This is a genomic window from Pseudomonas yamanorum (genome assembly GCF_013386765.1).
Taxonomy (GTDB): domain Bacteria; phylum Pseudomonadota; class Gammaproteobacteria; order Pseudomonadales; family Pseudomonadaceae; genus Aquipseudomonas; species Aquipseudomonas yamanorum_A.
In genome coordinates, this window is record NZ_JACARE010000017.1 from 380400 (window position 1) to 396744 (window position 16345).

At 60.9% G+C, this 16345-nt stretch carries 11 protein-coding genes; all 11 read right to left on the reverse strand.

Features of this window, described 5'->3' with window-relative positions; genetic code table 11:
- Nucleotides 1-9: 9 nt before the first annotated feature.
- The 11 genes from HX875_RS13235 to yaaA all read right to left on the reverse strand — a co-directional run bounded on the left by HX875_RS13235 (nucleotide 10) and on the right by yaaA (nucleotide 15933).
- A complete protein-coding gene (locus tag HX875_RS13235) occupies nucleotides 10-1182 on the reverse strand; it encodes an alginate O-acetyltransferase (RefSeq protein ID WP_177043503.1) in 1173 nt (390 codons plus the stop codon).
- 11 nt (nucleotides 1183-1193) lie between these two features.
- Nucleotides 1194-2759: an MBOAT family O-acyltransferase gene (locus tag HX875_RS13240; protein WP_169386267.1), complete on the reverse strand. Its 1566-nt coding sequence runs from the start codon at nucleotides 2757-2759 to the stop codon at nucleotides 1194-1196.
- Between the two features lie 234 nt (nucleotides 2760-2993).
- Nucleotides 2994-4103, reverse strand: coding sequence for a mannuronate-specific alginate lyase (locus tag HX875_RS13245; RefSeq protein ID WP_177043504.1), 1110 nt, complete (start codon nucleotides 4101-4103; stop codon nucleotides 2994-2996).
- An 8-nt stretch (nucleotides 4104-4111) separates the two neighbouring features.
- On the reverse strand, nucleotides 4112-5560 hold the full coding sequence (locus HX875_RS13250; RefSeq protein WP_177043524.1) for an alginate O-acetyltransferase: 1449 nt from the start codon (nucleotides 5558-5560) through the stop codon (nucleotides 4112-4114).
- A gap of 11 nt (nucleotides 5561-5571) precedes the next feature.
- Complete coding sequence (gene algG / locus HX875_RS13255) at nucleotides 5572-7164, reverse strand: mannuronan 5-epimerase AlgG (RefSeq protein ID WP_177043505.1); 1593 nt, start codon at nucleotides 7162-7164, stop codon at nucleotides 5572-5574.
- Complete coding sequence (locus HX875_RS13260) at nucleotides 7164-8651, reverse strand: alginate export family protein (RefSeq protein ID WP_177043506.1); 1488 nt, start codon at nucleotides 8649-8651, stop codon at nucleotides 7164-7166. Before HX875_RS13260 ends, algG begins: the two co-directional genes overlap by 1 nt.
- A complete protein-coding gene (algK, locus tag HX875_RS13265; protein ID WP_177043525.1) occupies nucleotides 8648-10069 on the reverse strand; it encodes an alginate biosynthesis TPR repeat lipoprotein AlgK in 1422 nt (473 codons plus the stop codon). The genes HX875_RS13260 and algK overlap by 4 nt, the downstream gene beginning before the upstream one ends.
- Nucleotides 10070-10164: 95 nt before the next feature.
- Complete coding sequence (locus HX875_RS13270) at nucleotides 10165-11334, reverse strand: alginate biosynthesis protein Alg44 (protein WP_177043507.1); 1170 nt, start codon at nucleotides 11332-11334, stop codon at nucleotides 10165-10167.
- 48 nt (nucleotides 11335-11382) lie between these two features.
- Nucleotides 11383-12864 carry a mannuronan synthase gene (gene alg8, locus HX875_RS13275; RefSeq protein ID WP_177043508.1) on the reverse strand — a complete coding sequence of 494 codons (1482 nt, stop codon included), beginning with the start codon at nucleotides 12862-12864 and terminating at the stop codon, nucleotides 11383-11385.
- 83 nt (nucleotides 12865-12947) lie between these two features.
- Nucleotides 12948-14264, reverse strand: coding sequence for a nucleotide sugar dehydrogenase (locus HX875_RS13280; RefSeq protein WP_177043509.1), 1317 nt, complete (start codon nucleotides 14262-14264; stop codon nucleotides 12948-12950).
- Between the two features lie 889 nt (nucleotides 14265-15153).
- On the reverse strand, nucleotides 15154-15933 hold the full coding sequence (yaaA, locus tag HX875_RS13285) for a peroxide stress protein YaaA (RefSeq protein ID WP_177043510.1): 780 nt from the start codon (nucleotides 15931-15933) through the stop codon (nucleotides 15154-15156).
- Nucleotides 15934-16345: the final 412 nt, after the last annotated feature.

Sequence of the window (16345 nt, forward strand, 5' to 3'; positions counted from 1 at the left end):
ACCTCTCTTTCAGTTTTGCGCCCGGTCGGGCGTCTCGGATTTTGGTGTATTGATAGCCATGTTCTGTTGGCGCATACCGGCTTGTTTGAGCTGCGCAACCCACTGCGGGTCGGCGTCGCCGATTTCGTTGTTCACGGGCAGATAACGTTCAGGAAACTCCCAGATCAGCACCTGTGGCGGGCTGTTCTTGAAGTCGTCGCTTTTCAGGTAGCTGAGCATCGGCAGGATCGGGCCGTGGCCGTCTTCGGAGTAGTTGATGACGTCGCTGCCCAGGGCTTGCTTCAGCGCGCCGACAAAGTTCCAGTTCGGGTTGGCGCTGTAGCTGGTGCCCACCAGGGCCACCGGGGTTTCGCTGTCGCTGAACAGCGCGTCGTCGCCCTTGGTCTCAGCCAGGTGAGTCACGCGTTTTTGCAGCGGCTCCTTGGGCGGCATCAGGTTTTCGAACAGTGGGTCCAGGGGCAGGAACAGGCGCAGGTCGCCCTTGTGCGGTTCGGTCTTCTCGGCTTCGGTGACAAAGCGTTGAGGCTCGCCGCTCAGGGGCGTTTTATTCGCAATCGTCCTGGCCAGCTCTTTGGCCGCCACTTCAGCGCCGTCCGGGGTCCAGTGGGTGTCGGTGCGCAGGAACACCTGCTGGCCGTGCAGCTTGGCCTGTTGCAGCGGGCCCATCAGGTCGGGGGCGACGATCTTGTCGGCGGCCATGCGGGCATGGAAGTCCTGGTAGAGACCGGCGTGGATGCTGGCCGGTTGCACTTCACCCAGGTGTTCCGGGTACAGGCGCACCTTGGCCGGCACGATCGCCATCACCAGTTGGATGCCCTGGGCCTTGAGCTTCTGGCGCACGCCTTCCACCAGGGCGTAGTTGCCCTGCAGGTTCTGGTCTTCGTTGACGATGGGGTTGAATTCCTCGTCGCTGTACAACCAGTGGTCGCGGCCAATCACCACGCCGGGGCGGCCTTCATTGAACAGCTTGTAGTCCAGCGCTGCCCAGAGGTTGGTGCCCAGGCGCTTGATCGGGAACTGGTCGTCGTAATGGGTCTCGACGGCCTTGGTCCAGCGACCGTTGAGCACGGTGGCGTCGGCGTTGGTGCTGAAGCCCAGGAAACTGCGCATCGACCAGGCGCCCAACGCCAGCAGCACGGCGAGGAACAAGGCGATGTAGAGGACGCGTAATGAACGGGTCATGGTCGGCTCCCTCAGAACTGGAAGTAAAGGAACGGCGAGAAGCTCTGCGCCGAAAGTTTGAGAATCGATGCCACGAACAGCAGCAGCACTGCAGCGCGCATGGCGTAGCGTGGCCAGGTGGCGCTCCAGTAGGCCGGTTGCACGGTGGCCTCGGTGCCCACGGTGTAGCCGGGCTCATGGATGCTGCCCGGGTTGTCGCCGGGTACCGCCTTGATCAAGCCCGGTTGGGCAGTGGCCGGGCCATCGGCCTGGGTATTGACTGCAGGCTTGGTTTTTTCCGGTGGGCGGTTGCTGTAGAAGTCCCGCAGACCGAAGAACGCCAGGGTTGCGTACGCCACCACCAGGGTTGCCACTTGCAGGCCGGTGAGGCTGGCGCGGTTGAGTTCCGACAGCGACCATTCGCCGAAGCTGAACATCGCGCCGTACATGCGACCGGCCACGTGCAGGTTTTCCGAGCGGAAGATCACCCAGCCCATCACCACCAGCAGGAAGGTGAAGGCCCAGCGCACGACGTTGAAACTGCGCGGTGCGGTGTTGAGGCCGATGGCTTTTTCAATCGCCAGCCACATGCCGTGCCAGGCGCCCCACACGATGTAGGTGATGTTCGCCCCGTGCCACAGGCCACCCAGGAGCATGGTCAGGAACAGGTTGCGGTAGGTGGTCAGCGTGCCTTTACGGTTGCCGCCCAGGGTGATGTACAGGTAGTCACGCAGCCAGGTGGACAGGCTGATGTGCCAGCGCCGCCAGAACTCGGTGATCGACTGGCTGATGTACGGCTGCTTGAAGTTTTCCATGAAGCGGAAACCCATCATCAAGCCCAGACCGATCGCCATGTCGCTGTAGCCGGAGAAGTCGAAGTACAGCTGCGCGGTGTAGGCCAGCGCGCCGAGCCAGGCGTCTCCCGTTGTCGGGTTTTGCAGGGCGAAGCAATGGTCGGCGACCACCGCCAGGGTGTCGGCGATGAAAACCTTCTTGATGAAACCCTGCATGAATCGCGTGCAGCCCTCGGAGAATTTATCCAGGGTGTGGGTGCGGTTGTTGAACTGGTCGGCCAGGTCGCGAAAGCGCAACACGGGGCCGGCAATCAGGTGCGGGAAGATCGCCACGAACGCCGCAAAGTCGATCAGGTTGCGGGTGGCCGGCGTGTCGCCGCGATACACGTCGATGATGTAGCTGATGGACTCGAAGATGTAGAACGAGATCCCGATCGGCAACAGCACGTGGGTGAGGATGAAGGGCTCCAAGCCCGCCGACTTCATCATCAGGTTGATGCTGTCGACGCCGAAGTTGGCGTACTTGAAGTAGCCGAGAATGCACAGGTCGACCGCCACGCCCAACAGCAGCCAGCGCTGGGCCGGCTTGGTGCGCACGCCTGCCGCACCGACCTTGAGGCCGATCCAGTAGTTCCACAGTGTCACGGCGGCGAACAGCGCCAGGAAGTCCACTCGCCACCAGGCGTAGAACACATAGCTGGCAATCAGCAGCAGCAGATTGCGATAGCGTTGCCCGCTCAAGTAGTACAAGCCGAGGAAGATCGGCAAGAACAGAAACAGGAACACATTGGACGAGAAAACCATCCCGATCTCTCCATGTTTAACCAACAGTCAAGGGCCAACGGCCCCCCCAAACCCCCCACGAATCTGGGAGGGTGTACGCGTTCAGTGTGTCGGCTCATGTGGGAGCCGGGCTTGCCCGCGATGGGATCAACTCGGTTTGTCTGAATTACCGAGGTGTCTGCATCGCAGGCAAGCCAGCTCCCACATAAAGCCAGCTCCCACATTTGGACCGAGTCCAGGTGTGGGAGCTTTGTATCAGCTGCCTTTGTTGCCTTTTTCGTGCGTCGGGTCGTAGACCTTGGTCAGGTCACCCCCGAGGCGGAACGTCTTGAACGGCTGCATCCCGTGCTTGCGCTCGATCACATCCGGCGCGCAGGTGTAGAGGGTGCAGAAGGGCTCAAGCCAGGCAAATTTCATGTCTTCCTTGAGGTCCTTCATGTCCTGTTCCTTGCCGTTCTTCTTCTCGAAGATTTCCGGGTCTTTCACCCCGGCCAGCACGTTGTCACCCAGGCGTTTCAACGCGCCGTTGTTTTCCTGGCGCAGGTCAACACCGTTGACCAGGGCGAAACTGGCGATCATCGCCAGCGGCGGCAGCGCGTAGTTGTGGTACGACAAGGCCCGTTGCTGGCGCTTCAATTCGTTGGGCAGGAAGCCTTGGGCATCCACCTGATTGGCGCCGACCTTGTATTCCTTCACGGCCCAGTCAAACAGGTCGCGGCGGTTGGTGGCGATGGACGTCGCCATCACCGACCAGGCAGCCCAGTAGGAGTGGTTGTTGGTTTTATCCAGCGGCAGGTTGTCCCAGTCGCTTACCACCTGGTCGGCCATCTTGCTGAACCAGGCTTCGATCAACTGCGACTCCTGCTGGTGGTTGGCCAGCGGGTGGGAGTCGGAGAACTTCAGGCGCACATAGGCCGAAGCCATGCTGCCCAGGGCCCATTTGCGCATGGACTTGCCGGTGTGGTTGAAGTCCTTGGACATCAACGCATCCGCCTTGGCCCAACTGGTGAGCCAGTTCAGCGTGCATTCCAGCTGCTCCGGGCGGCCGTCGCGCATGAACTGCATCACGCGCTTGCTGGTGTCTTTTTCCAGCTTGGTGATGTCGGCGGTGCTGTCGCGAAAGGCTTTTTCGGACTGCACATTAAGGGTCGAGCGGGCTTTGTCCGAACCTTCGTACTTGCTGCGAAATTGCAGCGAGCCGGTGTACGGCGCCGGCATGGCGTCGCAGTCATTCTTGAAGTCGCCGGTCTTGAACGCTTCCACCGGGGCGAAATAACCCTGGGGTGGACGCAGTGGCGCGGCGGCGTTGACTGAACCGGCAAACATCGCCAGGCCCAGCAGCGTTGGAATCAATAACTTCTGCATAAGTAACCTCATTGCCCCGTTGAAGCAGTCTGTTGACCACCGGCAGGGAATACGTTGCGTGTGCAAATTTTCGCTTCTACCTTCTGCGCGGCCTGGCCCGCTTCGGGGCCCTGCACTTCCACGGCCAGCAGGTTTTGCGTGGCCCAGTCTTCGTCGGTGCGCAGTTCGAAGGCGAAACGCCCGTCTGTATCGGATGTTTCGGGTTTCTCGATCTTGATGTCCTCGTGGCGCCCGTTCATGTACCAGAGGGTGGCTTGCAGGGTTTTCACCGAAGGGTCGGCGAAGCGGATGTCGACCTGATGGCTGGAGTTGCGCAGGTCTTTGTTCGAACTGTTAACCAGCAATTCGTTCTTGCCGGGTTTCAACGTGGCGCTGGCACTCATCTGCGCGGTCTTGCCTTCGCAGCCGTTGTCCAGCAGCGCCATCATCTGGCGGTAGATGGTTTCCTGGTCGAGGCGGTACAGCGGCGAGAACTCCCAGATCAGAATCTTCGGCGGGGTTTTCTGGAATTCTTCGCTGCCCAGGTACTGGATCATCGAACCTTCCAGGCCACCGCCGGGGAAGGCGACGTTGAGGATGTCGGCACCGATTTCCTGTTCCAGGAAGCCGGCGAAGTTGTAGTTCTTGCCGCTGTGGCTGGTGCCCACGAGGGTGATCTGCGGGTTGCCGGAATCACCGAACAGGTCGCCGTCGCCCGCTTCACCCTTGGGCTCGGTGGTGAACTGGTCCATGTACTGGATCGCGTAGCTGGTGCCGCACAGTTGCCCGGCCATGTTGTGCAGGGTGCCGGTCTTGCCCATGCGCCCGGACCGTTTGGTCTCGAATTCACGCTGCGGGATACCGGCGAATTCCGGCATCGCGCGCACTTTGGCGCCGACGATTTTGGCGGTGCGCTGGGCGCCGTACGGCGTCCAGTGTTGGTCGCCGCGGAAGTAGAAATCGTGGGCCGGCAACTCGTCGGGCAGTTGCTCGTTGGTCAAAGGCGACAGGTCCGGCACCACGTAGCCCATCTTGGCGAAGCGGCCGAGCATGGTCTTGTAATTGCCCAGGGCCTTGTCGAAATCGAACTTGGCTTTCTCTTCGGGGTTGAGCTTGTTGCGGTTCACCAGGCCACGGGTTGGCTGGTACACCACCACCAGTTCCACGCCCTTGCTCTTGAACGCATCGTGCAACTGCTGCATGCGTTTGTAGCCGGCGGGGCTGGTGTCGAATTCGGTGCGCAGGTCTTCCTGGGTCCGGAACAGCCAGTCGCCCTGGGCTTGCACCAGGGTGGTGAAGTTCTGCTGGTAGCGCGTGGTGTAGTTCTTCGCGTCGTGGGCGGCCGGGCACAGGCTGCAGCACGGTTCGGCGCTGAATTTCGGCGCCTGGACTTCGTCGGCGCGCACGCCCTGGCTGGCCGCGAGCAGGCCGAGGGTCAAACCCGAAAGGCTGAGCAGTTTGATCATGTGTGGGTGCATAAAGGTCATCCTCAGTCCTGCATTTCGGTCTGGCGTTCGACAGGGTCGATCAGCACGGCTTTCTTCTGGCGTACCAGCAAGTCGAGAATCTCTTCCTGGCGATCGCCGAGGACGCCCGAGAAGCTGATGCCACTGGATTTGGTCGGCGCAAGCATCGACACGCGGTACAGCTCGACACTCAATGGAGAGTCGATGGACAGCGGCCCGCTGCCGTTGGCGGCCAGCTCACCGCCGACCACGATCAGCGAGACCTTGGTGTCGAACGGGTCGAGGGCGATGTCGCGGTCGGTGTCGGTCAGATCCTTGATGTGGCCGTACACGCCGGTCAGCCCGTTGGCCATGGCCACGTTCTCGTACAGGCGAATGTTCACGCTGTTACGCACGCGGATGCCGTGGCGACGGTTGCTGATCACCTTGTTGCCCCACAGCAGGTTATCGCCGCTCTCGTAGAGGGTGATGCCGTCGGTGTGGTTGCGGTAGATCTCGTTGTCGGCGATCAGGTTGTTGACGCTGTTACGGTCGATCACCAGGCCCGAGAGCTTGTTGTCGAAGCTGCGGTTGTTGAAGATGAAGCTGTCGTTCACTTCCCGGGAAATGATGATGCCGTGCTTCTTCTTCGTGCCGTAGACGGTGTTGTCGGTGATGATCAAACCGTGGGAACGGTCGTGGGGGTCAATGCCGTAGACGATGTTGTCTTTGTAGGTATTGCCCTTGAGCACAAAGCCGGTGGTTTCGTAGCAGTAGAAGCCGTACCACATGTCCGAGAATTCGGAGTCGACGATCCAGCCCGTCGGCTCGGGGCGCTTGAGCACCTTGGCCATGTTCGGCGTGTACTGGGAAATACTCACGCCGTAAGACTTACTGTTGGCGTAGCCGAAGCTGGCCATCTTGCTGTTGGCGATGTAGGTCTCGGTACCGCCCCAGGCCAGCAGGAACGGGCGGAATTCCTTGGGCGACTGGAAGGTCGCCGGGCCGTTGGTCTTCTCGCGCCAGCCGGTGATTCTGGTGTCGCGCACAAACAGCTGGCCGTCGTTGATCAGGAACGAACCGGCTTCCTGGGACAGGCGCAACTCCTGGGTCTGCTTGTCGATTTCGAGGATGCCTTTACGGCCCACCACGATCGGCAACTTGGCCAGGAACACCCCCGGCGAGGTTTCGCTGAAGTACTGCTTGGGCACTTTCTTCAGCAGATCCTTGAGGTTCATGTAGCCGTCGTCGACGAAGATCGCCTGGGGAATGCCGTGCTGGCGCACCACCCATTCGGCCATCTTGTTGTCGCCGCCGATGAAGTCCTTCAGGGCGTCTTCCTGCATCATCCGGCGGATGCTGATCTTGCCGGGTTTCGTACGCACGATTTTCTTCGCGATATTCGCTGCGGTGTAGCCGGACACATCCGGCAGCGCCGGCTTGGCCATCTCCAGCGGCGCGGTCGGCGGGCTGGAGATGGTGTAGGTCTTGGCCTGTTGCAGCTCTTTGGCGATGGTCGGCGCCTTGACCTGCTGCGCGACATCGGCGAAGGCCGAAGTGCTGGCCAGCAGCATGGCTGCGACCAGCAGGCTGACCGAGCCTTTGAGGGCTTGAGGGTTCATTGCGCAGGCTCCCATCAGAACTTCCAGATCACGTCGACAAAGGCGCGATGCATGTACGAGTCGACCTGGCTGCCGTAGGCGTCGCCCGGCTTGAACACACCGGCACGGAAGCGCACCAGGGCCGACGGTTCGTCGATCGACTGGCTGAGCCCGGCCGGCAGCAGGCCTTTCTTGAAGTACTTGGTGACCACCAGGTCCATCTCCTGGCCCAGGTCCTTCTTGCCGTCTTCAAGCGGCAGGGAAGTGCTGGACAGGATCGCGCCGGTCACGTCATCGGTGTTGTTCTGCACGGCATCGATGCCGTTGCTGCCCACCGGCTTGTTGCCGTCGACGCGCCAGAACTTGTGGTACACGAGGCTGGCGTCATAGTCCTCACGCAGCTGCCAGGAACCGAACAGGCTCATGGACTGCATGTTGTTCATTTCGCCACGGAACGCTTCGCCGAAACGGTGGACGCGGGACTGGGTACCGGTCCAGTTCGAACGGTTGCTTTGCAGGCCGTTCTGCTCGTATTCGGCGCTGGCGCGGGAGTAGGCGGCGCCCACTTGCCACTGTGGGTCGAGGCGCAGGCGCACACCCAGGTCGGTGGCCCAGCCATTCACGTCATCGCTGCGCTTGGCGTTGGTCGGCCGGGTGCCGTCGGCGTTCAAGGCGTTGACCGTGTCGCGGTCGCCCTGCATGCCGGTGACGCTGGCCCAGTAGTTGACGGTGTTGGTGTTGCGCCAGTTATAGGCGTCGCTGTTGGCTTCGATGCCGAGCCAGGTCAGGTCGCCGTTCTCGCGTTTGTCCAGCGAGTCGGTGGCCACGCCTGGTTGCGGGTAGTCGAGCTTGCCGTCGTCATGGGTGTGGTGCGCGCGCAGGCCGATCCACTGGCCTGGCGTCCACTGATAGGCGGCGTCGGCGTACAGGTGCTGACGGTCCTTGTCCTTGGGCGACAGTTCCTTGAGGTCGGTGCGGTATTCGCTGAAACGCTCGGCGACGCCGACATTGGCCTTGAGCAAGGTGGTGTCGAAGGTCCAGTTCAGCGCTTCGATATTGGTGTCGCGCCATTGGCCGTCGTCATTGCGCAGGCGTTGGCGACCCAGCTTGAGGATCTCGCCGGGGTAGGGCGTGAAGCCGCCGTAGGCGACCCAGAACTCGCGCATCGCCAGGTAGTTCTTCTTGCTCTTGCGGTCGTCATTGCTGGTCTGTTGGGTGGCGTCATCGGAGGACTGTTGCAGGGTGTCGGTCTCGATGATGTCGCTGGACGTCACCGCCTGGCCCATGGCGTAGGCGCTCCAGTTGCCGCTTTCGCCGTAGATCCACGGGCGCAGGTCGAGGCCGATGCCGTTGACGTCGCCGCCTTTCTGGGTGCCCAGGTCGCGGTCATCTTCGGACTGGCCGGTGACTTTCACTTCCAGGCCGAAGTTCTTGGCTTCGGTCAGCGCGGCCAGGGTCGGGCACGACCACAGCAGGGCGAAGGTCAGGCCGATGCCGGCCTTGACGAATGGATTGAGCTTCATAGGGATTCCTCGCCGTCTTCTTCTTGCAGGGCGTGCAATTGCAGCGTGCTTTGGGCCAGGGTGCCGCGCACGGCCAGTTCCTGTTGCACCAGGCGTTGGCCTTCGGCGCGTTGCTCCGGGGTCAGCGGGGCTTCGAGCTGGGTCGCCAGGTCGTTGGCTTCCGGCGTGTCCTGGGCCTTGGCCAGCTGGCTGAAGACATAGGCGTTAAGCGGGTCGGGCTTGGTGCCCTTGCCTTGGGAAAACAGTTGGGCGATCGCAAAGTCGGCGCTGTTCTGGCCGTTGCGTGCAGCGGTCAGCAAATGGTCCAGGGCCTTTTGCGAATAGACCTTGCCCAGGTAGCCTCGGCGGTAGATCTGGCCGAGGTAGTAATCGGCGGCGACTTCGCGGCCGACGGCTTTCTGGAAGTGTTCTTCGGCGGCCTTGGCGTCAGCCGGGACCCACTTGCCTTCGTAGTAGAGCTTGCCCAGCAGCAGTTCGGCGCGGGGCTGGTCGGCGGCGCGGCCGTTGTCCAGGTACTTCATCATCTGGTCGACGTCGCCCAGTTCCGGGAAGTCGTAAAGCAGTTGCGCCAGGCTGACCCAGGACGCCGGGTAGCCCGGGGCGATTTTTTCCAGCAGGGCCTGGGCGGTTTTTTCGTCGGTCTTGCCCAGGGTGGCATCACCCAGCACGCGAGCGACGCTGTCGACCCGTTGGGCGGTGACGGTGCCACGGCTGTAGCCTGCTTCCATCTGCTTGAGCAGTTCGGCCTGTTTTTCCGGCTCGGCTTTTTTCTGATAGACCGTGGCCAGTTCGACGTAGCAGATATCGGTGGTGTTCAGCGCGGCCTTGCAGATGCTTTCCACTTCGTCCAGATGCTGGTCGTAGGTGTCCTGGGTGCGATACAGCAGCACCTGGGCCAGGCCGGCTTCCGGGTAACCCGAGGCGCGCCATTTGCTGATCTGCTGCTGGGCGTTGATGTTCGGGAAACTGTGGGGGTATTGCAGGTACAGCATCGCCAGCGGAATCAGGGTGTTGCCTTCGCCATTGGCAAAGGCTTTTTTCAACAGGCCTTCGGCTTCATGGTGCTCGGCTTCGGTGGCGCCGGGCTTGGCCACCAGCAGGCGACCCAGGCGTGCCTGGGCGCGGGGCGAGGTGTCGGCGGCCGCGCGGTACGTGGCTTCGGCCTGCTTGATCTGCTCGGGGTCGCGGGTACCGACCTGGATATCCGCCAGGCCCACCTGGGCCTCGCTGTAGCCCAGGTCTGCCAGTTGCTGGTAGTTCTGCTGCGCGGTGACGGTGTCGCCGCGCTTCAAGGCTTCGTTGGCCAGGCGTTGGTCGGGCAGGCCGGCGCAACCGGCGAGGCTCACGGCCAGGGCCAGGGCACAATACGCCAAGGCAGAGTGGGACCTGCTTTGGGTGGGAGCTGGCTTGCCTGCGATGCCGAGGTTGGATTCACCACCGTCATCGCGGGCAAGCCCGGCTCCCACATTGGCCAGCGCTGTTTTTAGAATAGGGTTCACAGGCATGTCCTCGCTTACAGACCGTGAGCCATGGCTTTGTCGATCAGCCAGTTCAGGGATGGGCCACGGTCGCTGGTTACTTCAACCGGGCGACCGGCGTAGGTGCTGTCCAGCGGGGCGTCGGGTTTGATCTGCACGCGGATGTCGGAGGACATTTCAGCGCTGTTGAGGCTGGTGCTGCTGACGATGGTGCCGGTGCGCACTTGCTCTTCGTCCGCCACCTGGAAGTTCACACGGGTGCCCGGGCGAACATCGGCAAACTGGCGATAGGAGAAGCGTGCGTCAACGTTGGCCTGGCTGCCGCGTGGCACCAGTTGGAAGATCACGTCGCCCTTGCTGGCGTACTGACCGTCGGCGACCAATTGCTGGGCCACGACGCAGTCGCACGGGGAGGTGAGGGTGCCGGTCATTTGCTTGCCGAACAGCTCTTCCACCTTGGCCGGTTGCAGCTGGTCTTCGTCCAGATGGCCCTTGAGCACATCGAGCATGCTGGTGCTGAAGGTCGCCAGTGGTGCACCTTTGGCAGCGACCGCGTCACCTTTGATCAGGCTCTGCACGGTGCCGTCGCGCGGCATGGTCACGTTCATCCCGGGCACGCTTACCAGGGCGGAAGTGGCGTGGCTGACGAAGTACATGCCGTATACCGATTTCACCACGAAGCCGAATGCGACCAGGCCCACCACGAAGATCCCGAGGCTGAAGGTCACGGCCCGCAGGCGGCCGCCGAAGCTCATGTTGCTGCCGCCGTCCTTGACCTTGCGCGCCTTGGTGAAGTTGTCGCGTTGCAGGGTCGCCAGCACGTCGCCCATGGTCACGATGTCGCCGGCCAGGTGCGAGGTGATCAGGTGGCGCAGGGTGGAGATGTCTTGTGCATCGAGGTTCTGGAACTGGCAACCGGTGCGGCCGGTCTGGCGGTCGTAGGAGCGAATCTGCAGCTCCACGTCCATCGCCAGGCCCAGGTTATCGATCACGAACTGCAGGCGACCCTTGTGCACGTCACCGACTTTCAGCGGCTGCTGCGGGGCGTTGAACGCCAGGCCGCCGGCAGACAGGTCGATGACCCGCACTTCCATCGGCGTATGGTCGGCGCCGAAGAAGCGCAGCTTGGCCGGGATTTTTACCCGGGCATGTTGGCGCTGGGCTTCGGATTCATGGACGACGTTGGCATTTACTGGAGCATTCATTGGGCTGTTCATCAGGTGTAGTTCCTAGTTAATTCAGGCTTGGCAGGGTCAAACCATCATCAGCAACACGGCAACGAAAATGCTGCCGGCGGAGAAGGTCATGGTCCGAGACGACCAGGTGTTGAACCAACGTTGAAAGCTGGCCAAATCGCGGGTCAGTTTGGTGTCCTGGCGTGTCCAGGACTGTTGATCAAGGCGGAAGAACACGTAGATCTTCACCAGCGCGCCCATGATCTGGTTGTAATAGAGAATCACCGGGTAAGCCGGGCCGATCCGGTGACCGGAGCACGACAGCAGCAGGGTCAGGATCAGGCGGGTGATGCCGATCCACAGCAGGTACGCGAGGATGAACGCGCCGCCGTATTTGAAGGTGGCGATGATCGCCACGGTCAGGCCCAGCAGGGAGGTCCACATCGACACGCGCTGGTCGAACAGCACGATGCTGGTGAACAGGCCCAGACGTCGCATACCCAGGCCCAGGGCCCGTGAGTTCTGGCGCAGGTTGTTGCCGTACCAGCGGAACATCAGTTTGCGGCTGGCCTTGATGAAGCTCTTTTCCGGCGGGTGTTCCACTGTGTGGATCGCGGCATCCGGCACGTAGAAGGTGTCGTAGCCCAGGCGCATCAGGCTGAACCAGCTGGACTTGTCATCGCCGGTCAAAAACTTGAAGCGGCCCAGGCGCCAGTGTTGCAGGGAGTCGCTTTCAACGTCGGCGATAAAGCCCGGGTCGGTGACGACGTTGGCGCGGAACACCGACATGCGGCCGGTCATGGTCAGCACGCGCTTGGACAAGGCCATGGAGCACATGTTGATGTGGCGCTGGGCGAAGCGCAGCTTGTGCCATTCGCTCATGATGTAGCCGCCGCGCACTTCGCAGAACTCGTTGGTGGTCAAGCCGCCGACGTTGCCGAACAGCTGGAACCACGGCACGGTCTTGCGCACGACGCCTTCGGCAAGCACGGTGTCGCCATCGATCACGGCCACCACGGCGCGGTCGTCCGGCAGGTGGCGCGAGATGGCGCGAAAACCGAAGGCCAGGCCGTCACGCTTGCCGGTACCGGCGATGCGCACGAAGTCCAGCTTGACGTGGTCCGGCGGGTTCATCCTGGCCCACAGGCTCTTGACCAGCAGCTCATCGGACATTTCCACCAGGGAGCACACCACCGTGGTGGGGAAGCCACATTCGATGGCTTCGCGGATCACCGAGCTGTAGACCTGGGCCGTGGTCAGCGCGTCGATCCGAAAGCTTGTCACCATCAGGAATACGTGGGACGGGTCTGCCGCCTTGCCCAGCTTGCGCACTTTGCGCCGCAGGTGCGGGTAGACCACGTACAAAAACAGCATGCCGCGAAAGAAATGCGTAGCACCCATCGAGTAGCGCCAGATACCGACGGCGCCAATCAGGAAAATAAAATTCTTCGACTCGGAGTCGAACGTACTCGCCGGCAACAGCAGGGCGAGACCCATCAGCAGGCTGAGGAACAACAACCAGCCGGCAGATTGGAGCAGTACGTGTTTTAACTTGGACATAGGCGTCATCCGCAGGTGAAGGAGGCTTCAAGCTGCAAGCGCTGGGGGTCAGGACGCTTGCAGCTCGAAACTTGCCGTTGCTGTTACCAGCAAATGCCTTCGGTACGACCGGTCACGCTGGTGGCCTTGGACATGAAGCCCACCAGGTCGACCACTTGCTTGCCGTGGGGTGCGTTATGCGCCAGGGCACGGAACTTCTCATCGCGGTTGCCCAGGATGATCACGTCGGAGTTGTTGATCACTTCGTCGAAGTCCGAGTTGAGCAGGGACGAGACGTGCGGGATCTTGCCTTCGATGTAGTCCTTGTTGGCGCCGTGCACACGGGCGTATTCGACGTTGCTGTCGTAGATGCTCAGGTCGAAACCCTTGCCGATCAGCATCTCTGCCAGTTCCACCAGCGGGCTTTCGCGCAGGTCATCGGTGCCGGCCTTGAAGCTCAGGCCCAGCAAGGCGACTTTGCGCTTGTCGTGGCTGGAAACGATGTCAAAGGCGTTCTGCACCTGGGACTCGTTGCTGCGCATCAGCGAGTTGAGCAGCGGTGCTTCCACGTCCAGGGAGCTGGCGCGGTAGGTCAGGGCGCGCACGTCTTTGGGCAGGCACGAGCCGCCGAAGGCGAAGCCTGGGCGCATGTAGTACTGGGACAGGTTGAGGGTCTTGTCCTGGCAGACCACTTCCATCACTTCGCGACCGTCGACACCCACCGCCTTGGCGATGTTGCCGATCTCGTTGGCGAAGGTGACTTTGGTCGCATGCCAGACGTTGCAGGTGTACTTGATCATCTCGGCGACGGCGATGTCCTTGCGGATGATCGGGGCGTCGAGTTCTTCGTACAGCGACTGCAGGACATCGCCGGAGGCTTTGTCGAATTCACCGATGACGGTCATCGGCGGCAGGTCGTAGTCGGCGATGGCGGTGCTTTCACGCAGGAACTCAGGGTTCACCGCGACGCCGAAGTCGACGCCGGCCTTCTTGCCGGAGCAGTCTTCGAGAATCGGGATCACCACATTGGCCACAGTGCCTGGCAGCACGGTGCTGCGCACGACGATGGTGTGGCGGGTGGTCTTGTCACGCAGGACAAAACCGATCTCGCGGCACACCGATTCGATGTAGTTGAGTTCCAGGTCGCCGTTCTTCTTGCTCGGCGTACCGACGCAAATCATCGACAGATCGGTATCACGGATTGCTTCGGCGAAATTGGTGGTGCCGCGCAGTCGGCCGGTCTGAATACCCTGGCTCAACAGCTCGCCCAGACCCGGTTCAACGATGGGCGATTTGCCTGCGTTGATCAGGTCGATCTTTTCCTTGGAGATGTCTACGCCAACGACCTCATGGCCCCGTGCAGACAGGCAACCGGCACATACGGCGCCGACGTAACCCAAACCAAATATGCTGATGCGCATCGCATTTACCTCATTGTTAATCGTGCCACTAGATGGCCGGAGTTCATGTTTTGAAGCGTCACCCAGGCACTGGAAAGTGCGACGAGTAAACGTCGATATATCCAGTGCAGGCATACTAAAAGTCGAGTGACTAACTAATGCACTCAAGTTGTGCGCAACTTGGCCTTATTGTTGGGGCTTGCCCTGAAATGCAGCCAGCCTTCCTGGGGAAGGGCCTGGCGCCAGTGCCGCAAGGCGTTGAAAGAGGGATTTAGCCCTTATGTATCAACGGCTTGGGTTGTCTCACTGACCCATACAGGTGAGCTCAGCCTTGGCCTTGTCGGAGAAAATAGTGAAGCCTTTTCGTCCGCCTTCAACTAGTCAGTTGATGATTTGACCATTGAGTCAAAGTTGTATGTCAACTTTGCTACTTCCTTTGGTCGCCACGTAAGTCATCTCTTACATTTGCAGAGATAATCGTTACCGGTGGTATGAGCGGTGCTTCAGGACATAGTTCCTGGCCGCTCATCCTGTTTCCGGAAATTTCTTGAAATATTAGGAAAGATGGCACTAGTACTATAGTGATAGCACTTGCTACTTGGGCTAGTAGTTGCGGGGAGTTGCGAGGGTTAAATAGTTTTGTGCCACTACTGTTTGAAAAAAGTGGTGCCACTACGAAAAAAATTGACGAATGTCGAGTGAAATAAATGTTATGGAATCTGAAGAATTATTTTTGACGCCAAATAAATGACGATTGTATGGGCTGAAGAGGGGTTTATTCGAGGGGAATTGTTGTGGCCAGAGCTTGCTCCCGCTGGGGCGCGAAGCGGCCCTGGCTTTTTTGGGGCCGCTGCGCAGCCTGGCGGGAGCAATCTCTGGCCACGGGTTTGCGGTTTTCAGAAAGACTGAGTTATTCCGGTGCGTGATCTCGCAGGAACACCAGGTTATCCGGCTTCGACTGCTCTGCATTGAAGCGATAACCCTGCACGTCAAACTCCTTGAGCCTGGCCGGGTCGTTGATGCGTTCTTCAATCACAAAGCGGCTCATCATGCCTCGAGCCTTTTTGGCGTAGAAGCTGATGATCTTGTACTGGCCGTTTTTCAGGTCCTTGAACTCGGTGTTGATGATCCGCGCGTTCAGCGCCGGGCGTTTGACTGCCGAGAAGTACTCGTTGGACGCGAGGTTGAGCAGCACGTCGTCGCCTTGTTCGGCGAGGGCTTCGTTGAGCCACTCGCTGATGCGGGTGCCCCAGAAGGCGTACAGGTCCTTGCCACGGGCGTTGGGCAGCTTGGTGCCCATCTCCAGGCGATACGGCATCATCAGGTCCAGGGGGCGCAGCAGGCCGTACAGGCCGGAGAGCATGCGCAGGTGGTCCTGGGCGTAGGTGAAGTCGGCGTCGGTGAAGGTTTCGGCGTTGAGGCCGGTGTAGACGTCGCCCTTGAAGGCCAGCAGGGCTTGTTTGGCGTTGGCCTGGGTGAAGGCTGGGGTCCAGCTGCCGAAGCGTGCGGCGTTGAGGCCGCCGATCTTGTCGGAGACGTGCATCAGTTCGCTGATCTGCGCCGGGCTCAGTTCGCGCAGTTGTTCGATCAGCTCCTGGGAGTGGTCGAGGTATTGCGGCTGGGTGAAGCGCGGGGTGACCGGCTTTGACTCGAAATCGAGGGTTTTGGCGGGGGAAATCACCGTCAGCATGAAGTCGTCTCCTTTAATCGTGGGGGGATTCTAGGGGGTAGGGAGGTTTGACTCCACCTATGATGGTGATAGGGGAGTGGGTTTATGCTGTGTACATATCCGTTACTGCGGTAACGGCTACTTATGGTTCCGCTCTTACAGCGGGTCACTTTTGGCAAACGCCCGGAATGCCGGCCCAGCCAAAAGTAACCAAAAGGTCTTTGCCCCACCACTCGGTGCCTCGCCTAGGCTCGGCATGCCGGAACGAAGGCCCAGTTCCGCGGGCCGCCGCGACGGGCCATCCATGGCCCGGCGCGGCTAAATCGGCATCCCTGCCGATTTACCCGCTCCACCGTGCCTGCTTGCGGCCATCGTGGTTGACGGGGCCCGCAGATCAAGATCAAAAGCAAAAGCAAGAGCACGGCGGCCTGAA